Raw genomic sequence first — 20,370 nt, forward strand, 5'->3', positions numbered from 1 at the left:
CTCTGTCGTGGAACCCCGCGCAACCGGCTGTGCCGGACCACGGGTGTTGCCCCCGGCAGGGGGTGGGCGAAGCGACACGACGTGCGCGAAGCCTCGGGGCGAGCCTATACACTCCACCGATGATTTTAGCGATCCCCTCTCCACTCGGCGTGGCGCTGGGCATCGCCACCGCGGCGGCCTACGGTTTTGCCGCTGCCGCCGGTGCGCGGCTCAGCCGCCAGACCACCCAATGGGCGCTCGGCATCGCATGGCTGCTGCACGCTGCAGTGCTGGGCCACGGGCTGATCGGCGGCGACCCTCGCTTCGGTTTTGCGCCGGCGTTGTCGGTCACGGCGTGGCTGGTGCTCACGGTCTACGCGGTCGAAAGCCGCCTGTACCCGCAACTGAAGGCACGCCGCGCGCTGGCCTGGCTGGGCGCGGCCGCCGTGCTGCTGGCACTGCTGTTTCCCGGCACGCCGCTGCATGTCAGCGCCTCGCCCTGGCTGCCGCTGCACCTCGCGCTGGGCATCGCCTCGTACGGCCTGTTCGGCGCCGCCGTGGTGCACGCCTGGCTGATCACGCGGGCCGAAAAGCAGATCCGCCTTGTCAGTGCCGATGCACAGGCCGGCGTGCCGCTGCTCACGCTGGAACGGCTCACCTTCCGCTTCGTCACCGCGGGATTCGTGCTGCTGTCGGCCACGCTGCTGGCCGGCCTGCTGTTCAGCGAACAGCTCTACGGCGCCGCCGGCCGCGCCTGGAAGTGGGACCACAAGACCATCTTCTCGGTGCTCGCCTGGCTCAGCTTCGCGGTCCTGCTGACCGGGCGCGCGCGCTTCGGCTGGCGCGGACGCACGGCGCGGCGCGTGCTGTACGCGGGCGCAGCGCTGCTGCTGCTGGCCTACGTGGGCTCGCGCTTCGTGCTCGAAGTCGTGCTGACGCGCCTGCCCGCATGAAGTACCTGCTCGTTCTCGCGGTGGTGTGGGTCGCGATCTGGCTCTGGCGCAAGAACCGGCGCGAAGAGATGCGCGACGCGCAACAAGAGCGCGCCAAGAAGGCACAACAGCGCACACCGGCCGTCGGCCCGCCGCAGGCGATGGTGCGCTGCGCCCATTGCGGGCTGCACCTGCCCGCGGCCGACGCACTCCTCGGGCCCGACGGCGCGGTGTACTGCAGCGCCGCGCACCGCCAGGCCGGCACCTCCGCATGAGTTCGTTGCGCCGGTCGCGCGGCGAGCCGGCCACCGACTGGGACGTGCTCGACCTGGGCGCCGGCGACAGCACCGCGCTGCTGCGGCTGTGGCGCGGCTTCATGGCGGCGCGCTGTTTCGTGGCGGTGGTGCTGGTGCTGCTGCAGGGCGTGGCCTTCGCCATCGGGCAGGCCGTGCAACCGCTGCCGATCGTGCTGTCGGGCGGCTACCTCGTGCTGGCCTGGCTGGAGATGCGCTACGCGCACTTCGAACCGCCGATCCGCGGCTTCTCGACGCTGTGGCTGCTGACCATCGGGGTCGACCTGGGCATCTTCAGCGCCTTGCAGGTGCTGCAGGGCGGCAGCGTCAACTACACGCCGCTGTTCGCGCTGCCTGTCTTGATGAGCGCGGTGCTCGGCACGCTGCTCGTGGGCCTGGGCACCACAGCCACCGTGACGCTGCTGCTGCTGGCCGACGCCGGCTGGCACTGGCTGCAGCAACCCAACGACCCGTCGGCGCGCTTCGTGCAGGCCGCCCTCACCGGCACCGGCCTGTTCGTGGTGGCGCTGCTCGCGCACGAGCTGGCCCGCCGGCTGGCGCGCGAAGAGGCGGTGGCACAACGCAGCCGCAGCCACGCGCAGATGCAGGCGCAGGTCAACGACCTGGTGATCGAAACCCTCACCGAAGGCGTGCTGGTGATCGACGCTGAGGGCCTGGTGCACACCGCCAATCCGGCGGCCGACGCGATCCTCGGCCAGGGCCTGGCGCAGTTGCCAATGCCGTTCCCGCTGCACACCCAGCCGGCCTGGCACGCGCTGGCCGCGCTGGCGCGCCAGACCTTCGCGCGGCGCGCGCCGCAGACCGAAGAAATTCCGGTGGCGCAGGCGCGCGGCGCGGCGCGCGAGGTGCGCGTGCGCACCCGGCTCACGCCCACCGACGACCGCCGCGCCGACAGCCTGTGCGTGATGTTCCTGCAGGACCTGCGCGAACTCGAAGCCCGCATCCGCACCGAAAAGCTCGCCGCGATGGGCCGCATGTCGGCCGCGGTGGCGCATGAAATCCGCAACCCGCTGGCCGCCATCGCGCAGGCCAGCGCGCTGCTCAGCGAAGACCTGACCGACCCGGCGCACCGCAAGCTGACCGACATGGTCCAGCACAACGCGCAGCGCCTGGCGCGCATCGTGGACGACGTGCTCGACGTCTCGCGCGCGCGCCAGCAGCGCGTGCTCTCGCTGGGCGAACAGCTGGTGCTCGACCCGGCCGCGCAGATCCTGGCCGAGGAGTGGGTGCGCCAGACCCAGCGCAAGGGCGTGCGCGTGGCGCTCGACGCGCCGGGCAGCGAGGTGCGCTTCGAGGCCGAGCACCTGCGCCGCCTGCTCGTGAACCTGCTGGACAACGCCGCGCGCTACGCGAGCCAGCGCGAGGGCGCGATCCAGGTCATCACCACCTTGCAGCGGGCCGGCGTGCAGCGCGCCGCGTTGCTGGTGTGGAGCGACGGCGCGCCGCTGGAACCGGCGGTGCAGCGCCACCTGTTCGAACCCTTCTTCTCGTCCGAGAGCCGCTCCAGCGGCCTGGGCCTGTTCCTGTGCCGCGAGCTGTGCCGGCGCCACGGCGCGACCATCGGCTACGAGCGGCGCGCGCTGGTGCCGGGCGGGCCCGAGGGCAACGAATTCTTCGTCAGCTTCGCCCCGAGCGAAAACCGGCTGACACAATAGCGGCCGTGAGCTCCCTCCCGCCCTCCGCCGCCGCCTCGCGCCCCGCGCAGATCCTCGTCATCGACGACGAGCCCGACCTGCGCACGCTCTACGAACTCACGCTGCTGCGCGAAGGCTACCGGGTGGAAGCGGCGGGCAGCGTGTCCGAAGCCTGGCAGCACCTCGAAGCCGGCCGCTTCGACGCCGTGATCACCGACATGCGGCTGCCCGACGGCGAAGGCATGGAGATCATCCACCGCATCCAGAAAGACCAGCGCAGCGAGCGCTGCGTGGTCATGACCGCCTACGGCTCGGCCGAGAACGCGGTCGAGGCGCTGAAGGCCGGCGCCTTCGACTACCTCACGAAGCCGGTCGACCTGAAGCAGTTCCGCGCCGTGGTGGCGTCGGCCGTGCAGGCCAACCGCGCCGCGGTGGTCGTGCCGCAGAAGCCTGCGCCGCAAGCCGCAAGCCACGGCGGCGAACGCCCCGATGCGCTGTCCGTGACGCGCAGCGGCGCCACCGCGCTCGACCGGCTGGTCGGCGACTCCGACCCGATGCGCCTCGTGAAGTCGCGCATCGCCAAGGTGGCGCGCGGCATGGCGCCGGTGCTGGTGCGCGGCGAGTCGGGCACCGGCAAGGAGCTGGTCGCGCGCGCCGTGCACGGCTGCAGCCAGCGCAGCGACGGCCCCTTCGTCGCGGTGAACTGCGGCGCGATTCCCGAGAACCTGCTTGAGGCCGAATTCTTCGGCGCCAAGAAGGGCTCGTACACCGGCTCCTCGCAAGACCGCGACGGCTACTTCCAGGCGGCGCGCGACGGCACGCTGTTCCTCGACGAGATCGGCGACCTGCCGCTGGCCATGCAGTCGAAGCTGCTGCGCGCCATTCAGGAACGCAGCGTGCGCGCCATCGGCTCGACGCAGGAAGATGCAGTCGACGTGCGCATCGTGAGCGCCACCCACAAAGACCTGCACGCCGAGGTGCTGGCCGGCCGCTTCCGACAAGACCTGTTCTACCGGCTCAACGTGATCGAGATCGCGGTGCCCGCGCTGCGCGAGCGCCGCGAAGACCTGCCCGCGCTGTGCACCGCGCTGCTCGCGCGCATCGCGCAAGACGGCGGCCTGCCGGCGCCGCGCCTGTCCGACGCGCTGCTGCAGCGCCTCGCCCAGCACCCGCTCGACGGCAACGTGCGCGAGCTCGAGAACCTGCTGCACCGCGCCGTGGCGCTGAACGACGGCGACGAGCTGCAGATCGACCTCATGGGCACGATGCCGGCGGCGCCCCGCAACGAATCCGGGGCCGTACCGACCGAGGCGACGACGGCCGCTGCTGCTGCGCCCGCACCGGCACCAGCCTTCGAACCCAAGCCCGCACCGCCGCCGCTGCCTTCCGATCTGCAAGCCTGGCTCGACCAGCAGGAGCGCGAGATCCTCGTGCGCGCGCTGCACGAAAGCGGCTTCAACCGCACGGCCGCCGCCGCGCGGCTCGGCATGAGCCTGCGCCAGATCCGCTACCGCATCGCGCGCCTGGGCATCTCCACGCCCAACGGCGACGACGGTGCCACCTCGCATGCCGACGACTGACGACCTCGTCACCCCACCCGCCGGCGACGACAGACTCTGGCGCGCCGGCTGGTACCGCTTCGCCAAGTCCCTGCCCTCGCCCAACTTCGGCCCGCGCCCCGTCGGCGCGCAGACCGACCTGATCGTGCTGCATTCGATCAGCCTGCCGCCCGGCGAATACGGCGGCAACGCGGTGCAGCAGCTCTTCACCAACCGGCTCGACTGGGATGCGCACCCGTACTTCCAGTCGATCCGCGGGCTCGAGGTGTCGTCGCATTTCTATGTGCGCCGCAACGGCGAGCTGTGGCAGTTCGTGAGCTGCGACGACCGCGCCTGGCACGCCGGCGTGTCGTCGTGGCGTGGACGCAGCAACTGCAACGACGACTCGGTCGGCATCGAGCTCGAAGGCCTCGAGGGCGAGCGCTTCGAAGAGGGGCAGTACGAAACGCTGGCCAGCCTCTGCGCGGCGCTCGCGCAGCACTACGCCATCGCCCACATCGCCGGCCACGAGCACATCGCGCCCGGTCGCAAGCAAGACCCCGGCGCCGGTTTCGACTGGCGCGTGCTGCGCGAACAGCTCGGCTGGAGTCCACAAATGTTTCCCGAGCAGGTGGTGGCGCGCTAATTTTTTCAATCGCGTGGCGCCTCGTGATGCGGCGCTCTCGCAGCGCAGCAATTCGATGAGTGCAAGCGCGCAGCACAGCAACCATGCGGCCTGCAGGCCCAAATCGTCTTGCAAGCCGCGCCCAGCGTGGGTTGCGCCACCATGGTCCAGTATTCATGCGGCATCGCTGGTGATGCGCTGAGTCCTGCGCAATTCCTGCCGAGTTGCATTTACAAGAAAACACTACCTGTAGTGGCTTGTGGGGCACCGACACCCTAGATATAGTGTCTTCCCGTTCGGCAACAACGCCGACGCAAGGCCCGCGAGGCCTTGCCAACCAACAAGAATTGCACAACCGAGAGGAAGCGAATGCAAACTGCACTGAACACCCCGTCGACCCCCCGCGCCGTCCCCGCGACGCCGCAGCAGCAACAAGACACTGCGGGCTCGCCCACCGGTCAGAACCTCGCCCACTACCAGATCATTCGCCGCAACGGCGCCGTGGTTCCCTTCGAACCGAACAAGATCGCCATCGCGATGATGAAGGCCTTCCTGGCCGTGCACGGCACCCAGGGCGCGGCCTCGGCCAGCGTGCGCGAGACGGTCGACGTGCTCACGCAAGGCGTGATCCGCGCCATGGTGCGTTCGCGTCCGGGCGGCGGCACCTTCCACATCGAAGACGTGCAAGACCAGGTCGAGCTCGGCCTGATGCGCGGCGGCCACCATGAAATCGCACGTGCCTACGTGCTGTACCGCGAACGCCGCACGCAGGAGCGCTCCAAGCAAGTCGAGCAAGACCTGCCCGCCGCGCCGGTGCTGCATGTGCTCGACAACGGCGAGCGCGTGGCGCTTGACCTGAACGAGCTCAAGGGCCTGATCGAATCGGCCTGCGAAAACCTGGGCGACAGCATCACCGCCGCACCGATCCAGGCCGAGACGATGCGCAACCTGTACGACGGCGTGCCGCTCGACGAGGTCTACAAGGCCTCGATCCTGGCGGCCCGCACGCTGATCGAAAAAGACCCCGACTACACCTTCGCCACCGCGCGCCTGCTGCTGCACACGATCTTCAAGGAGATCATCGGCCGCGAAGTGATGCCGGCCGACCGTGCCACCGCCTACGCCGACTACTTCCCGCAGTTCATCAAGAAGGGCGTGGACAACGAACTGCTCGACGAGAAGCTGCTGCAGTACGACCTGCCCCGCCTGGGCGCCGCCCTGAAGGCCGAGCGCGACAACCAGTTCGACTACCTCGGCCTGCAGACGCTGTACGACCGCTACTTCCTGCACGTGCGCAAGTCGCGCATCGAGCTGCCGCAGGCTTTCTTCATGCGCGTGGCCATGGGCCTGTCGCTGAACGAAATCGACCGCGAAGCGCGCGCCATCGAGTTCTACGAAGTGCTGTCGTCGTTCGACTTCATGTCGAGCACGCCCACGCTGTTCAACGCCGGCACGCTGCGCTCGCAACTGTCCAGCTGCTACCTGACCACCGTGCCCGACGACCTGGACGGCATCTACGAGTCGATCAAGGAAAACGCGCTGCTGTCGAAGTTCGCCGGCGGCCTGGGCAACGACTGGACCCGCGTGCGCGCACTGGGCAGCCACATCAAGGGCACCAACGGCGAATCGCAAGGCGTCGTGCCGTTCCTGAAGGTGGTGAACGACACGGCCGTGGCCGTGAACCAGGGCGGCAAGCGCAAGGGCGCCGTCTGCACGTACCTGGAAACCTGGCACCTCGACATCGAGGAGTTCCTGGAGCTGCGCAAGAACACCGGCGACGACCGCCGCCGCACGCACGACATGAACACGGCCAACTGGATCCCCGACCTCTTCATGCGCCGCGTGATGGAAAAGGGCACCTGGACGCTGTTCTCGCCCTCCAACGTGCCTGACCTGCACGACCTGTTCGGCGCCGACTTCGAAAAGGCCTACGTCGCCTACGAAGAAAAGGCCGCCCGCGGCGAGATCAAGCCCGCCCGCACGCTCCAGGCGTCGGACCTGTGGCGCAAGATGCTCACGATGCTGTTCGAGACCGGCCATCCCTGGATCACGTTCAAGGACGCCTGCAACGTGCGCTCGCCGCAGCAGCACGCCGGCGTGGTTCACTCGTCGAACCTGTGCACCGAGATCACGCTGAACACCAGCGACACCGAAACGGCCGTGTGCAACCTGGGTTCCGTGAACCTGCTGCAGCATCTGAAGGACGGCAAGGTCGACCAGGTCAAGCTGCAGAAGACGATCTCGACGGCGATGCGCATGCTCGACAACGTGATCGACATCAACTACTACGCCGTGAAGAAGGCGCGCGACTCCAACCTGCGCCACCGTCCGGTCGGCCTGGGCCTCATGGGCTTCCAGGACGCGCTGTACGAACTGCGCATTCCCTACGCCTCGCAGGAAGCCGTGCAGTTCGCCGACGAGTCGATGGAAGCCATCTGCTACCACGCGTACTCGGCATCGGCCGACCTGGCGCGCGAACGCGGCAAGTACTCGAGCTACAAGGGCTCGCTGTGGGACAAGGGCATCCTGCCGATCGACACGCTCGACCTGCTCGAAAAAGCCCGCGGCGGCTACGTCGAAGTGGACCGCTCGTCCACGCTCGACTGGGACGCACTGCGCCAGAAGATCAAGAGCCAGGGCATGCGCAATTCGAACTGCGTGGCCATCGCTCCGACCGCGACCATCTCGAACATCATCGGCGTCGACGCCTCGATCGAACCCTGCTTCGGCAACCTGTCGGTCAAGTCGAACCTGTCGGGCGAGTTCACCGTGATCAACCACTACCTGGTGCGCGACCTGAAGCGCCTGGGCCTGTGGGACGACGTGATGGTCATGGACCTGAAGCACTTCGACGGTTCGCTGCGCCCCATCGACCGCGTGCCGCAAGACGTGAAGGCGCTGTACGCCACCGCGTTCGAAGTGGAAACCACGTGGCTCGTCGAAGCCGCCTCGCGTCGCCAGAAGTGGATCGACCAGGCGCAGTCGCTGAACATCTACATGGCCGGCGCCTCGGGCAAGAAGCTCGACGACACCTACAAGCTCGCATGGCTGCGCGGCCTGAAGACCACGTACTACCTGCGCACGCAGAGCGCGACGCACGCTGAAAAGTCGACGGTGCAATCGGGCCGTCTCAACGCGGTGTCGTCGGGCAACGACGCACCCTCGGGCATGAGCGCACTCGAAGCCGCCGCTGCAGCAGCGAAGGCACAGATGAGCGCCATGCCCGCCACCGACATCGCGTTCTGCGGTGTCGACGACCCGACCTGCGAAGCCTGCCAGTGATGTGCAAGTGAAGCGTCAAAGAAGAAGACGCTTCGATCGATCAGCGAGGTGCTCGCAGAACTGAAAAGCGCGCGACGTTCAATCAATCAAGGCATTGACTGACGTCGCGCGATGCATGCGAGCAACATAACAACCCCATAAATGGCGCACGATGTGAACGAGCACTTTGCAACTCACATCGTTGCTCCGATAATTGCGCATTGGATTTTTCTATGTTGACCTGGGACGAAGAAGTCAAGCCCTCCTTACCAAAGGATATGCAACAAGGATTGCAGCAGCACCACGCATCGACCAGCGGTTCTTCCGCAGGTCGCGCGGTCGCCGCTCCGACTTCGTCGCTTGCACAACCCGCCACTGCCACCGCATCGGTGGCCGCGCCTGCAGCGCAGCGCGTCAAGGCTTCCGACAAGCGCATCATCAACGGCCAGACCGACGTCAATCAGCTGGTGCCGTTCAAGTACAAGTGGGCCTGGGAAAAGTACCTCGCCACCTGCGCCAACCACTGGATGCCGCAGGAAGTGAACATGACGCGCGACATCGCGTTGTGGAAAGACCCGAACGGCCTGACCGACGACGAGCGCCGCATCATCAAGCGCAACCTCGGCTTCTTCGTGACCGCCGATTCGCTGGCCGCCAACAACATCGTGCTGGGCACCTATCGCCACATCACGGCCCCCGAGTGCCGCCAGTTCCTGCTGCGCCAGGCCTTCGAGGAAGCGATCCACACGCACGCGTACCAGTACATCGTCGAGTCGCTCGGCCTGGACGAGAGCGAGATCTTCAACGCCTACAACGAAGTGGCATCGATCCGCGAGAAGGACCAGTTCCTGATCCCGTTCATCGACGCCATCAGCGACCCGCACTTCAAGACCGGCACGCACGAGACCGACCAGACGCTGCTCAAGTCGCTCATCGTGTTCGCCTGCCTGATGGAAGGCCTCTTCTTCTACGTCGGCTTCACGCAGATCCTTGCGCTGGGTCGCCAGAACAAGATGACCGGCGCCGCCGAGCAGTACCAGTACATCCTGCGCGACGAGTCGATGCACTGCAATTTCGGCATCGACCTGATCAACCAGCTCAAGCTCGAGAATCCCGGCCTGTGGACCACAGAGTTCAAGGCCGAGATCAAGGACCTCTTCATGAAGGCCGTCGAGCTCGAATACAAATACGCCGAAGACACCATGCCGCGTGGCGTGCTCGGCATGAACGCCTCCATGTTCAAGGGCTACCTGCGCTACATCGCCAACCGGCGCGCGCAGCAGATCGGCCTCGAAACGCTCTTCCCGAACGAAGAAAACCCGTTCCCCTGGATGAGCGAAATGATTGACCTGAAGAAAGAGCGCAACTTTTTCGAAACCCGCGTGATCGAGTACCAGTCGGGTGGTGCGCTCTCCTGGGATTGAATTTTTCGATACACAACAATTCATGAATTCAAGAATTGCCCTTGCCACCGACTGCGCCACAGAGCGCGGCATGGATGAGGGCTCAGGTGTTCATGGTGCTGGGGCTTAGATTCCAACGCCATGAATCACTTCACGCTCCCAACGCGCGTGGAGTGCTTCAATAGGTTGATTTTTTCAACTTGATCAAGGAGAAATAGAAATGGCAACTGCAAAGAAAGCGCCGACCAAGAAGGTCGCTGCAAAGAAGGCTCCGGCAAAGAAGGCTGTCGCCGCGAAGAAGGCTCCGGCAAAGAAGGTCGCTGCCAAGAAGGCACCGGCTAAGAAGGCTGTCGCCAAGAAGGTCGTAGCGAAGAAGGCTCCGGCAAAGAAGGTCGCGGCCAAGAAGGTTGCAGCCAAGAAGGTCGTAGCGAAGAAGGCTGCACCGGCGAAGAAGGCCGCTGCCAAGAAGGCTCCGGCAAAGAAGGCCGCCGCCAAGAAGGCGCCTGCCAAGAAGGCCGTAGCAAAGAAGGCGCCTGCCAAGAAGGCTGCTGCCAAGAAGGCCCCTGCGAAGAAGGCTGCCGCCAAGAAGGCTCCTGCCAAGAAGGCAGCAGCCAAGAAAGCCGCGAAAAAGCCCGCTGCCAAGCCTGCCGCTGCTGCCAAGAAGCCTGCTGCCAAGAAGGCCGCCGCGCCTGCGAAGGCTGCCGTAGCGCCTGCCCCTGCGGCGCAAACGACGCTGAATCCCCAGGCAGCCTGGCCGTTTCCGACGGCCAGCAAGCCCTGAGTGAATTCTCAGCGGCCCTGAAAGGCACAAAGCCCGGTACCGCAAGGTGCCGGGCTTTTTTCATGGGCGCCCCCGCTGTTGCCGCATCGCCGAAGCGATGTGGGCACGTCAGCGAATCACAGGTCGAGCGTGGCGCGATCGATCTGGTAGTTCTGCGGTCCGCGTTGTGCGATCTTGAGCGCACCGATGTGGTTGCCGAGCGCCGCGCAGCGGGCCAGCGGCCATTCCTTTTCCAGACCGTACAACAGGCCGCCGCGCCAAGCGTCGCCGCAACCCGTGGGTTCGATCACGGCCGTCGGCGTCACACCGGGCACATGCTCGCGTTCGCCGTCGGTCCACACCTCGCAGCCTTCAGCGGCCAACGTGACCACGAGGCCGCGCACGCGCTGCGAGATCTCGGCCAGGCTCCAGCCGGTGCGCTGCGACAGCATCTTGCCTTCGTAGTCGTTGACCACGACCCAGCTCGCGAGCTCGATGAAGTGACGCAGTGCGTCGCCGTCGAACATCGGCAGGCCCTGGCCCGGATCGAACACGAAGGGAATGCCGCCGGCGGCGAATTGCTCGGCGTGCTGCAGCATCGCCTCGCGGCCGTCGGGCGCGATGATGCCGAGCTTGATGTCCTCGCGCGCCACCACCTTCGTGACGTGCGCCTGCTGCATCGCGCCGGGGTGGAACGCCGTGATCTGGTTGTTGTCCGTGTCGTTCATGATCATCGCCTGCGCGGTGAACGTGTCGTCGAGCTGACGCACGAACTCCGTGCTGATGCCCAGCGTGCGCATGCGTTCGGCGTAGTCGGCGCCGTCGCTGCCCAGCGTGGCCATCGGCAGCGCCGTGCCGCCGAGCGCGTTGAGGCTGTAGGCGATGTTGCCGGCGCAACCGCCGAAGTCGCGACGCAGGCCCGGCACCAGGAACGACACATTCAGGATGTGCAGCTGGTCCGGCAGGATCTGGTCGGCGAACCGGCCTTCGAAAGTCATGATGGTGTCGAACGCAAGAGAACCGCAAATCACTGCTGCCATGGGTGGACCGTAGGTTGGATGAGAAAGGGAACGAACGGCGCGCGTGTCGGCGCTCCGCTCAGGGATAGAAAGCTTCGACGCGGTAGCCCGCGATCGGCGGCAGCGTCGCCGCTTCGCTGGCCGACAAGGTCAGCGGCAGCGAGGCCGCGCGGTCGGCACGCGCCGCCAGCACGCCCGGCGCACCGTAGTCCGTGGGCGTGATCACGCGCCGCACGACGGCTTGTTCTTGCGTGTCGAGCAGCGACAGCTCGATGGCCGGCATGGCCAGCGGCACGGTCGCCGCATTGCGCAAGGTGAAGCTCAGCCGGTAGTCGTTGCCACCGCTCTTCTCACGCGCGAAGGCCGCGCCTTCGATCACGATGTCGCCGATCTGGCGCAGCGCCGCGAGCTCGCAGCCGGTGTACTGGCACAGCGCCGACAGGGCTGGCCGCAGGTTCGGCTGACGCGCCACGATGCCGTCGCGCTCATGGCGAACGATCTGCGCGATGAGGACCAAGGCCGCGAGCACGGCCAGCACCAGCAGCAGGCGACGCACGCCCTTGCGCTGCCAGAAGCCGGCGGACTTGTCAGCCGGCTCGTCTTCTTCGGCGAAGGGATGGTCCTCGGGCGCCTCGAAGGTCGCGGAGAGCGAGAAGTCCGGCTCGCCTTCGGCGCGGATGCCGGGGCCCGGCAGCGGTGCGGCAACCTCTTCGTGGTGTTGCGCATCGCGGGCCTTGGCGTTCGCGATCTTGGCCGACTTGGCGCGCGCACGGCGCAGCGCCTTCTGGATCAGGAGCTGGTCGTGGTCTTTTTCTTCCTGCTCGCGCTCCGCGGCCGCGCCATCGTCGTTCTCACCGGTCGCCGCGACCAGCCCTCGCAGCGCGCTGCTGCGCGGCAGGTTGGGCAACGGCGGCGCAGGCGACGGCGATGCAGGCGGCGGTGCGCCGAGGTTCAGATCGATGTTCGGGAACGGCGGCAGCGAACTCGCGGGCGGACGCCAGGCGGGCTCGGTGGTGTCGAGATCGGACCAGGGCTCGTCTGCAGTGAGACCGTGCTCTGGCAGCGTCAGCGAGAAAGGCAGTGGCGGTGCGGCCGGCGCGACGGTGGCGACGGCGGTCGACAGGCCGACCTCCTCTTGCGAAGCAGCCGACGGCGCCTGCGGCTCGGACTCGTCGTCGAGAAAGTCCGCCTCCTCGACCGCCGGCCGCACGGCCGTCAGGTCGATGCGTGCGTCGTCGAAAGACGCCACCAGTGCGGCCATCGAAGCCATCGGCGAAGGGGCCGGCGCGGGTGCCGGTGTGGCTGGCGCGGACACGGCACCGTCGGGCGCATCCTGCAGGTCGAGCGTCGCATCGAACACATGGCTGCAGCGGCCGCAGCGCACCCAACCGTCCGAGATGCGAAGCTGGTCGCGCACCACCTTGAAGGTGGTGGTGCAGGCGGGGCAACGCGTGACGAGGCTCATGACCGGGCGATTGTAGGGTTGGGCCCTCGCCGTGCAGGCAGGTGCCCGGGGCACCCGCAGCGCGAGCGCCCGGCCGCGCGCCTCAGCAGCGCGCGGTCATGAGGATCCAGCCGTCCTCGGTGTCGCTGACCTCGAGTGCTGCGTACGGCGCATAGGCCGCCTTCAGCTCGTCGGCCTGGCGCTCGAGGATGCCGGCCAGCACCAGCGAACCACCGGCGGCCACATGGCTGCGCAGCAGCGGCGCCAGCACCTTGAGCGGCGTCGCGAGGATGTTGGCGAGCACCGTCTGGTACTCGCCCTGAGCCGCGTCGGGCAGCCCGGCGTTCAGTTGCACGCTGTTGGCTTCGGCGTTGAGCCGGGTCGAGGAGACCGCAGCCTCGTCGATATCGACGGCGTCGATGGCGCGCGCGCCGAACTTCGCCGCACCGATGGCCAGGATGCCGGAGCCGCAGCCGTAGTCGAGCACGCGCTGGTCGGCAAAGGCGCCCTCGCCTTGCGTCGCGATCCAGCGCAGGCACATGCGCGTGGTCGGATGCGTGCCGGTGCCGAAGGCCAGGCCCGGGTCGAGCCGGATCACCTGCTTGGCTTGCGCGGGCGGCTCGTGCCAGGTCGGCACGATCCAGAACTCGGGCGTGATCTCGACCGGTGCGAACTGCGATTGCGTGAGCCGCACCCAGTCCTGGTCAGGCACCGGTGCCACGCCGAGCACCGCACAACCGCCGAAGAGGTCCTGCAGCGCGAGCACCGAAGCCGCCTCGTTGGCAGCAGCTTCATCGGGGAACAGCGCGATCACGCGCGAACGCTGCCAGCCCTCCTTGGGCGGCGGCATGCCGGGCTCGCCGAACAGGGCCTGCTCGGCATCGGTTTGCGCGTCGGCGTCTTCGACCGACACGCTCAGCGCATCGAGTGCGTCGAGCGCATCGCCGAGCCATTCGACCCGGTCTTCCGGCGCCATCAGGCGGAGTTCAAACATACAGGGCGTTTTCGCGCGTGGACTCAGCGCTTGTGCGCTGCGAGCCACTCTTCGAGGTAGTGGATGTTCGTGCCGCCGCTCATGAACTTGGCGTCGACCATCAGCTCGCGGTGCAGCGGCATGTTGGTCTGGATGCCTTCGATCACGGTCTCGTTCAGGGCCGTGCGCATGCGCGCCATGGCCTGCTCGCGCGTGTCGCCGTACACGATGATCTTGCCGATCATCGAGTCGTAGTTCGGGGGCACGAAGTAGTTGGTGTACACGTGCGAGTCGACGCGAACGCCCGGGCCACCCGGCGGGTGCCACATCGTGATGCGGCCCGGCGACGGCGTGAACTTCCACGGGTCTTCGGCGTTGATGCGCACCTCGATGGCGTGGCCGCGCATCTCGATCTGGCGCTGCGTGAACGGCAGCTTCTCGCCGGCGGCGACCATGATCTGCGTCTTCACGATGTCGATGCCGGTGGTGAACTCCGTCACCGGATGCTCCACCTGCACGCGCGTGTTCATCTCGATGAAGTAGAACTCGCCGTTCTCGTACAGGAACTCGAAAGTGCCGGCGCCGCGGTAGCCAATCTTCTTGCAGGCCGCTGCACAGCGCTCGCCGATCTTCTCGATCAGCTTGCGCGGAATGCCGGGGGCCGGCGATTCCTCGATCACCTTCTGGTGGCGGCGCTGCATGGAGCAGTCGCGCTCGCCCAGATAAACGGCGTTCTTGTGCTTGTCCGCGAGGATCTGGATTTCGATGTGGCGCGGGTTCTGGAGAAACTTCTCCATGTACACGGCCGGATTGTTGAAGGCCGCGCCGGCTTCCGCCTTGGTCATCTGGATCGCGTTGACCAGCGCCGCCTCGGTGTGCACCACGCGCATGCCGCGACCACCGCCGCCGCCTGCCGCCTTGATGATGACCGGGTAGCCGATCGCACGGGCGATGCGCTTGTTGGTGGCGGCGTCGTCGGACAGTTCGCCTTCCGAGCCGGGCACGCAAGGCACGCCGGCCTTGATCATGGCCTGCTTGGCCGAAACCTTGTCACCCATCGTGCGGATGTTGTCGGGCGTCGGGCCGATGAACTGGAAGCCGCTTTGCTCCACGCGTTCGGCGAAATTGGCGTTCTCGCTGAGGAAACCGTAGCCGGGGTGAATGGCTTCGGCATCCGTCACCTCGGCGGCCGAAATGATGGCCGGCATGTTGAGGTAGCTCAGGCCCGACGGCGCGGGGCCGATGCAGACGGCTTCCTGTGCCAGCTTGACGTACTTGGCGTCGCGATCAGCCTCGGAATAGACCATCACGGCCTTGATGCCCATCTCGCTGCAGGCACGCTGAATCCGAAGGGCAATCTCGCCGCGATTGGCGACCAGAATCTTCTTGAACATGCTTACTCGATGATGAACAGCGGCTGGCCGTATTCGACCGCCTGGCCGTTTTCGCCGAGGATCTGCGTGATCGTGCCGGACTTGTCGGCCTCGATTTCGTTGAGGATCTTCATCGCCTCGATGATGCAGACCGTGTCGCCTTCGTTGACCTTGCTGCCGACTTCGACAAAGGCCGCAGCACCGGGGCTGGACGAGCGGTAGAAGGTGCCGACCATCGGTGACTTCACGGCATGGCCGCTCGGTGCGGCTTCAACGGCGGGGGCAGCGGCGGCCGGGGCGACAGCACCAGCCACGGGCGCTGCCACAGCGGGCGCAGCGGCCAGGGTCTGCACGTACTGCACGGGGGCGGCACCGCCACCCTTGACGATGCGGACCTTGCCTTCGGTTTCGGTGATTTCCAGTTCGGAAATATTCGATTCGGACACCAGATCGATCAGTGTCTTGAGTTTGCGCAGATCCATGGGACTCCAGTGCCAGCTTTGCCGGTCTTTAGGAAAGAACTTGACCGAAAACCGTCGATTTTCGGCGTTTGGCGTCTAACGCCAGCTTGTGTATTTAAATTCTAACCGTGAACAAGTTGGCGTCGCCAAGCGTCCAGGTCGGTGGTTTCAAGCTTGCCCATTTTACGAGCCAGCACGGAACCATCGCCGTGGAGCACCAGGGTGAACGGCAGGCCACCCCCCGTGTTGCCCAGATTCTTGACCAGTTCCATGCCCTGCAACCCGGCCAATGCGGTCGGGTAGGTGACGGGCGTGCGCTGCAGGAACTTGCGCACGGCGCTGGGTTGATCGATGGCCAAGCCGACAACTTGCCAGCCGTTGGCGCCATGTTCACGAAAAAAGGCGTCGATCATCGGCATTTCTTCGACGCAGGGCGGGCACCACGTGGCCCAGAAGTTGAGCAGCACGGGCTTGCCGCGCAAGCTCGTCAGGGCGAGTTCGCCGCCCTCGGGGCGCTCGAAACGCTGGTCCCAGAACATGGCCGCATCGAGCTTTTCACCGCCTGTGGCCGCGACGCCGCTGTCATTGCGCTCCCGCCACCAGGCGCCGGCCACGCCGGCCGCGGCAGCGACTGCCGCCACGCCGGCATACAGCATGCCGCGTCGTGTGGGCGTTGAAGTCATTCACTGGTCCTTTTCTTGTTCAATGCGTCGGCGCAGCGCGTTCAGGTCGCCGCGTGGCGCGCGCCCCTGGGCGTCGGGCTTGAGGGCACCGCGCAGGTCGTCGAGGTCGTACACCAGCAGGTGGACCCCGATTTCCTCGCCCAGCGCCCGGCTCGGCGCGTGGACGCTGAGGGCTTCGACCTGCTCGCCATGGAAGCCGGTCACCATGCGCGGCTCGTAGTCCACGTGGTGATCGATCAGGGCGATTTCGGCCGACTTGGAATCATCGCAGAACAATTGAATATAAATGTCTGACAAACGTGTGGCCGTGCCATGCCAGACCGCGCCGCCCACATGCGGCCGAAACACGGCCATGCGCTCCATCCACTCGAGCGCAAGCAGGCGCAGTGCGTGCAGTTCCTGGGGTTGGGTGTCGGCGCAGAAGAGCGCGATGTAGTCGCGCACCTCGGCCTCGACCTCGTCGTTGTTGGGCAGCGCGGTGCGCGTCGGGAGGCCGAGTTCGCGCAGCGCCCGGCGCTTGGCCGGGCCGTACTCGAGCCCCTCCTCGACGACGAGTCGGGCGGCAACGGCTGCGATTTCGCGCTTGGACGTGTCCATCGGGGCATTTTGCCCGCTGCGGGCGCCCCTCACATGAACATCAGTACGGCGCCCGGGGCGAAGCGGCCGGGGCACCCGCAGCGCCTCCCTAGAATTGGCCGATGCACATTCATATTCTGGGTATCTGCGGCACGTTCATGGGCGGTGTGGCCGCTCTCGCACGCGAAGCAGGCCACCGGGTCACGGGCTGCGACGCCGGCGTGTACCCCCCGATGAGCGACCAGCTGCGCGCGCTCGGCATCGACCTGATCGAAGGCTTCGGCGCCGACCAACTGGACCTCGCTCCCGACATGTTCGTGGTCGGCAACGTGGTCTCGCGGGCCCGCCTGCCCGACGGCAGCCCCAAGTTTCCGCTGATGGAAGCCATCCTGGACGCCGGCAAGCCCTACACCAGCGGCCCGCAGTGGCTGGCCGAGCACGTGCTGCAGGGCCGGCACGTGCTGGCCGTGGCCGGCACGCACGGCAAGACGACCACCACCTCGATGCTGGCCTGGGTGCTCGAACAGGGCGGCAAGGCGCCCGGCTTTCTGGTCGGCGGCGTGCCGCTGGACTTCGGCGTGTCGGCCCGCCTCGGCGACGGCCCGGCCTTTGTGATCGAGGCCGACGAGTACGACACCGCCTTCTTCGACAAGCGCAGCAAGTTCGTTCACTACCGGCCGCGCACCGCGGTGCTGAACAACCTCGAGTTCGATCACGCCGACATCTTTGACGATCTGGCCGCCATCGAGCGCCAGTTCCATCACCTCGTGCGCACCGTGCCCAGCACCGGGCGCCTGGTGGTGAACGCCACTGAAGATAGTTTGCAGCGCGTGCTGGCCCAGGGCTGCTGGAGCGAACTCGCCCGTTTCGGCGATGGCGGCCCAGCCACGGAATGGCAGGCGCGCGGCACGCACGACGCCTTCGACGTGTTGCACCGCGGCGAGGTGGTCGGCCGGGTCGAGTGGGCACTCTCGGGCCTGCACAACCAGATGAACGCGCTGGCCGCCATCGCGGCCGCCGACCACGTCGGCGTGCCGCCGGCCGATGCGGCCCGCGCGCTCGGGCGCTTTCGCAACGTGCGCCGCCGCATGGAACTGCGCGGCACAGTCGAGGGCAGCGGCGGCGCGATCACCGTGTATGACGACTTCGCGCACCACCCCACCGCGATCCGCACCACGCTCGACGGTCTGCGCAAGAAGCTCGACGACGCCGACAAGCAAAGTGAGCGCATCCTCGCGGCCTTCGAGCCGCGCAGCAACACGATGAAGCTGGGCGTGATGGCCGCGCAACTGCCATGGAGCCTGGAATCGGCCGACCTGTCGTTCTGCCACACAGCCGGCCTCGACTGGGACGCAGCCGCCGCGCTGGCGCCGATGGGCGCACGCGCGCAGGTCGCCGGCGCCATCGAGCCGCTGGTTCAGCAGGTCGTGGCCGCTTCGCGGCCGGGCGATCACATCGTCTGCATGAGCAACGGCGGCTTCGGCGGCGTGCACGAGAAACTGCTGGCCGCCCTGCGCGCCGCCCACGGATGATGAGCGGCATGCGCGCGCGTGAGCTGATCGACAGCTTGAAGCTCCAGCCCCACCCCGAGGGCGGCTGGTATGCCGAGGTGTTCCGGTCGGCCGCAAGCGTGGTCCCCGCCGACGGCCGCGCGCCGCGCAGCGCGCTGACCAGCATCTATTTCCTGCTCGAAGCCCACCAGCATTCGCGCTGGCACCGGGTGCTGTCCGATGAAGTCTGGGTGCATCTGGAAGGCGTGCCGCTGGCGCTGTGGACTTGCGATGCCGCGATGCGAACCGCGCCGGCCCACGTGAAGCTGGGCCCGGTCGATGTCCACGGCACGCGCCCGCAGCACGTGGTGCCCGCCGGCCAATGGCAGGCCGCGCGCCCGATCCAGGGCCACGCGGCCGGCGACTACACGCTGGTCGCCTGCATGGTCGGTCCGGGCTTCGACTTCGCGGATTTCTCGCTGGTGCCGCAGGGCAGCGACGAAGCGGCGTCGATGCGGCACCACTGGCCCGACCTGGCTCCCATGCTCTAACTAACTACCAGCTCAGCCGCGGCGCTGCTTGACGGCTTGAGACAAGGTCTCGAGCACCTGCACCGAATCGTCCCAGCCGATGCACGCATCGGTGATGCTCTTGCCGTACTCCAGGCCCGACAGCTGGTCCTTGCCCGGCGTGAACTTCTGGGCGCCCGCCTGCAGGTGGCTTTCGATCATCACGCCGAACACGCGCTTGGAGCCGCCGGCGATCTGGTCGGCGATGTCCTTGGCCACGTCGATCTGCTTCTGGTGCTGCTTGGAACTGTTGGCGTGGCTGCAATCGACCATCAGCGTGGGCGGCAGCTTGGCGGCTTCGAGGTCCTTGCACGCGGCCTCGACGCTGGCGGCGTCATAGTTCGGCGTCTTGCCGCCGCGCAGGATCACGTGGCAGTCGCGGTTGCCGTTGGTCTGCACGATCGCGACCTGGCCGTTCTTGTGCACCGACAGGAAGTGGTGGCCGCGTGCCGCCGCCTGGATGGCGTCGGTGGCGATGCGGATGTTGCCGTCGGTGCCGTTCTTGAAGCCGATGGGCGCCGACAGGCCCGAGGCCAGTTCGCGGTGCACCTGGCTTTCGGTGGTGCGCGCGCCGATGGCGCCCCAGGCGATCAGGTCGCCGATGTACTGCGGCGAGATCACGTCGAGGAACTCGCTGCCCGCCGGCAGACCCAGGCGGTTGATGTCGATCAGCAGCTGGCGCGCGATGCGCAGGCCTTCGTCGATGCGGTAGCTCTCGTCCAGGTACGGGTCGTTGATGAGCCCCTTCCAGCCGACCGTGGTGCGCGGCTTCTCGAAGTACACGCGCATCACGATTTCCAGCGTGCCGGCGTACTTGTCGCGCTCGGCCTTGAGGCGGCGGGCGTACTCGAGGGCCGCAGCCGGGTCGTGGATCGAACACGGGCCCATGATCACCAGCAGCCGGTCGTCCTTGCCGGCCATGATGTTGTGGATGCCGCGGCGGGTGCCGGTGATCAGCGTTTCGATCGGCGTGCCGCGGATCGGGAAGAAGCGGATCAGATGTTCAGGAGGGGGGAGCACGTTGATGTCCTTGATGCGTTCGTCGTCGGTCTTGCTGGTTTTTTCGACGCTCGCATACCAGCTGTCGCCGGCGGGAGGGGTGTTCGTGCTCATGGTTCTCTTCCTTGTGGGTGTGAATGAAAAATCGTCAGGGCATAAAAAAACCGCCGGGGGCTGGAAGCCACCGGCGGTTCTGGGAGGGTGTTCGTTTGCTTTACGCGCTCGCCTCTCGTCCGCCGGAAACCGGGAACCAAAAGTAGGCAAAAAAGTAAGCGCGGAGGGCGGACATGTGGGCGGAATGTAGCACGGAAAATAAAAACCCGGCCGCGTGGCCGGG

Annotated in this window: 18 protein-coding genes; 10 read left to right on the forward strand and 8 right to left on the reverse strand. The window is 66.9% G+C overall.

Annotated elements, in window-relative coordinates:
- The first annotated feature begins 119 nt into the window (after nucleotides 1–119).
- From CY658_RS16340 to CY658_RS16375, 8 genes are all read left to right on the forward strand, one after another.
- Nucleotides 120–932 carry a cytochrome C assembly family protein gene (locus tag CY658_RS16340; protein ID WP_101491167.1) on the forward strand — a complete coding sequence of 271 codons (813 nt, stop codon included), beginning with the start codon at nucleotides 120–122 and terminating at the stop codon, nucleotides 930–932.
- Nucleotides 929–1,186 (forward strand): PP0621 family protein, encoded by a 258-nt coding sequence (locus CY658_RS16345; RefSeq protein ID WP_101491168.1) that lies wholly within the window; start codon nucleotides 929–931, stop codon nucleotides 1,184–1,186. The genes CY658_RS16340 and CY658_RS16345 overlap by 4 nt, the downstream gene beginning before the upstream one ends.
- Nucleotides 1,183–2,880: a two-component system sensor histidine kinase NtrB gene (locus CY658_RS16350; protein ID WP_101491169.1), complete on the forward strand. Its 1,698-nt coding sequence runs from the start codon at nucleotides 1,183–1,185 to the stop codon at nucleotides 2,878–2,880. The genes CY658_RS16345 and CY658_RS16350 overlap by 4 nt, the downstream gene beginning before the upstream one ends.
- A gap of 5 nt (nucleotides 2,881–2,885) precedes the next feature.
- Entirely contained in the window at nucleotides 2,886–4,439 is a 1,554-nt protein-coding gene (locus tag CY658_RS16355; RefSeq protein ID WP_101491170.1) for a sigma-54-dependent transcriptional regulator, read from the forward strand.
- Entirely contained in the window at nucleotides 4,426–5,043 is a 618-nt protein-coding gene (gene ampD / locus CY658_RS16360; RefSeq protein ID WP_101491171.1) for a 1,6-anhydro-N-acetylmuramyl-L-alanine amidase AmpD, read from the forward strand. Before CY658_RS16355 ends, ampD begins: the two co-directional genes overlap by 14 nt.
- Nucleotides 5,044–5,391: 348 nt before the next feature.
- Nucleotides 5,392–8,304, forward strand: coding sequence for a ribonucleoside-diphosphate reductase subunit alpha (locus CY658_RS16365; RefSeq protein ID WP_101491172.1), 2,913 nt, complete (start codon nucleotides 5,392–5,394; stop codon nucleotides 8,302–8,304).
- A 212-nt stretch (nucleotides 8,305–8,516) separates the two neighbouring features.
- On the forward strand, nucleotides 8,517–9,707 hold the full coding sequence (locus CY658_RS16370; protein WP_101491173.1) for a ribonucleotide-diphosphate reductase subunit beta: 1,191 nt from the start codon (nucleotides 8,517–8,519) through the stop codon (nucleotides 9,705–9,707).
- 199 nt (nucleotides 9,708–9,906) lie between these two features.
- Nucleotides 9,907–10,467 carry a histone H1-like DNA-binding protein gene (locus CY658_RS16375; protein WP_099795107.1) on the forward strand — a complete coding sequence of 187 codons (561 nt, stop codon included), beginning with the start codon at nucleotides 9,907–9,909 and terminating at the stop codon, nucleotides 10,465–10,467.
- Between the two features lie 116 nt (nucleotides 10,468–10,583).
- Here CY658_RS16375 and CY658_RS16380 read toward each other — a convergent pair whose 3' ends face one another.
- The 7 genes from CY658_RS16380 to CY658_RS16410 all read right to left on the reverse strand — a co-directional run bounded on the left by CY658_RS16380 (nucleotide 10,584) and on the right by CY658_RS16410 (nucleotide 16,996).
- Entirely contained in the window at nucleotides 10,584–11,486 is a 903-nt protein-coding gene (locus CY658_RS16380) for a carbohydrate kinase family protein (protein ID WP_101491174.1), read from the reverse strand.
- Between the two features lie 58 nt (nucleotides 11,487–11,544).
- Nucleotides 11,545–12,930 carry a zinc-ribbon and DUF3426 domain-containing protein gene (locus CY658_RS16385; protein ID WP_101491175.1) on the reverse strand — a complete coding sequence of 462 codons (1,386 nt, stop codon included), beginning with the start codon at nucleotides 12,928–12,930 and terminating at the stop codon, nucleotides 11,545–11,547.
- Between the two features lie 82 nt (nucleotides 12,931–13,012).
- Nucleotides 13,013–13,903, reverse strand: a complete 891-nt coding sequence (prmA, locus tag CY658_RS16390) for a 50S ribosomal protein L11 methyltransferase (RefSeq protein ID WP_101491176.1) — start codon at nucleotides 13,901–13,903, stop codon at nucleotides 13,013–13,015.
- A gap of 23 nt (nucleotides 13,904–13,926) precedes the next feature.
- Nucleotides 13,927–15,276, reverse strand: a complete 1,350-nt coding sequence (accC, locus tag CY658_RS16395; protein ID WP_099795103.1) for an acetyl-CoA carboxylase biotin carboxylase subunit — start codon at nucleotides 15,274–15,276, stop codon at nucleotides 13,927–13,929.
- A gap of 2 nt (nucleotides 15,277–15,278) precedes the next feature.
- Nucleotides 15,279–15,737, reverse strand: coding sequence for an acetyl-CoA carboxylase biotin carboxyl carrier protein (accB, locus tag CY658_RS16400; protein WP_101491177.1), 459 nt, complete (start codon nucleotides 15,735–15,737; stop codon nucleotides 15,279–15,281).
- Between the two features lie 101 nt (nucleotides 15,738–15,838).
- A complete protein-coding gene (locus CY658_RS16405; protein ID WP_101491178.1) occupies nucleotides 15,839–16,399 on the reverse strand; it encodes a TlpA family protein disulfide reductase in 561 nt (186 codons plus the stop codon).
- On the reverse strand, nucleotides 16,400–16,996 hold the full coding sequence (locus CY658_RS16410; RefSeq protein ID WP_101491179.1) for a hypothetical protein: 597 nt from the start codon (nucleotides 16,994–16,996) through the stop codon (nucleotides 16,400–16,402).
- Between the two features lie 101 nt (nucleotides 16,997–17,097).
- Here CY658_RS16410 and mpl point away from each other — a divergent pair, with 101 nt between their 5' ends.
- Complete coding sequence (mpl, locus tag CY658_RS16415) at nucleotides 17,098–18,507, forward strand: UDP-N-acetylmuramate:L-alanyl-gamma-D-glutamyl-meso-diaminopimelate ligase (protein WP_101491180.1); 1,410 nt, start codon at nucleotides 17,098–17,100, stop codon at nucleotides 18,505–18,507.
- Nucleotides 18,507–19,016, forward strand: a complete 510-nt coding sequence (locus CY658_RS16420) for a cupin domain-containing protein (RefSeq protein ID WP_101491320.1) — start codon at nucleotides 18,507–18,509, stop codon at nucleotides 19,014–19,016. Before mpl ends, CY658_RS16420 begins: the two co-directional genes overlap by 1 nt.
- A 12-nt stretch (nucleotides 19,017–19,028) precedes the next feature.
- Here CY658_RS16420 and CY658_RS16425 read toward each other — a convergent pair whose 3' ends face one another.
- Nucleotides 19,029–20,147 (reverse strand): 3-deoxy-7-phosphoheptulonate synthase, encoded by a 1,119-nt coding sequence (locus CY658_RS16425; RefSeq protein WP_101491181.1) that lies wholly within the window; start codon nucleotides 20,145–20,147, stop codon nucleotides 19,029–19,031.
- Nucleotides 20,148–20,370 lie beyond the last annotated feature (223 nt).

It is taken from the genome of Variovorax sp. RO1, from assembly GCF_002849325.1.
Classification (GTDB): Bacteria; Pseudomonadota; Gammaproteobacteria; order Burkholderiales; family Burkholderiaceae_C; genus Variovorax.

Bases quoted from the DNA above. Each gene is read 5' to 3' on its own strand.
- CY658_RS16340 (WP_101491167.1), top strand. From the start codon at position 120: ATGATTTTAGCGATCCCCTCTCCACTCGGCGTGGCGCTGGGCATCGCC.
- CY658_RS16345 (WP_101491168.1), top strand. From the start codon at position 929: ATGAAGTACCTGCTCGTTCTCGCGGTGGTGTGGGTCGCGATCTGGCTC.
- CY658_RS16350 (WP_101491169.1), top strand. From the start codon at position 1,183: ATGAGTTCGTTGCGCCGGTCGCGCGGCGAGCCGGCCACCGACTGGGAC.
- ampD (WP_101491171.1), top strand. From the start codon at position 4,426: ATGCCGACGACTGACGACCTCGTCACCCCACCCGCCGGCGACGACAGA.
- CY658_RS16365 (WP_101491172.1), top strand. From the start codon at position 5,392: ATGCAAACTGCACTGAACACCCCGTCGACCCCCCGCGCCGTCCCCGCG.
- CY658_RS16370 (WP_101491173.1), top strand. From the start codon at position 8,517: ATGTTGACCTGGGACGAAGAAGTCAAGCCCTCCTTACCAAAGGATATG.
- CY658_RS16375 (WP_099795107.1), top strand. From the start codon at position 9,907: ATGGCAACTGCAAAGAAAGCGCCGACCAAGAAGGTCGCTGCAAAGAAG.
- CY658_RS16380 (WP_101491174.1), bottom strand. From the start codon at position 11,486: ATGGCAGCAGTGATTTGCGGTTCTCTTGCGTTCGACACCATCATGACT.
- CY658_RS16385 (WP_101491175.1), bottom strand. From the start codon at position 12,930: ATGAGCCTCGTCACGCGTTGCCCCGCCTGCACCACCACCTTCAAGGTG.
- prmA (WP_101491176.1), bottom strand. From the start codon at position 13,903: ATGTTTGAACTCCGCCTGATGGCGCCGGAAGACCGGGTCGAATGGCTC.
- accC (WP_099795103.1), bottom strand. From the start codon at position 15,276: ATGTTCAAGAAGATTCTGGTCGCCAATCGCGGCGAGATTGCCCTTCGG.
- accB (WP_101491177.1), bottom strand. From the start codon at position 15,737: ATGGATCTGCGCAAACTCAAGACACTGATCGATCTGGTGTCCGAATCG.
- CY658_RS16405 (WP_101491178.1), bottom strand. From the start codon at position 16,399: ATGACTTCAACGCCCACACGACGCGGCATGCTGTATGCCGGCGTGGCG.
- CY658_RS16410 (WP_101491179.1), bottom strand. From the start codon at position 16,996: ATGGACACGTCCAAGCGCGAAATCGCAGCCGTTGCCGCCCGACTCGTC.
- mpl (WP_101491180.1), top strand. From the start codon at position 17,098: ATGCACATTCATATTCTGGGTATCTGCGGCACGTTCATGGGCGGTGTG.
- CY658_RS16420 (WP_101491320.1), top strand. From the start codon at position 18,507: ATGAGCGGCATGCGCGCGCGTGAGCTGATCGACAGCTTGAAGCTCCAG.
- CY658_RS16425 (WP_101491181.1), bottom strand. From the start codon at position 20,147: ATGAGCACGAACACCCCTCCCGCCGGCGACAGCTGGTATGCGAGCGTC.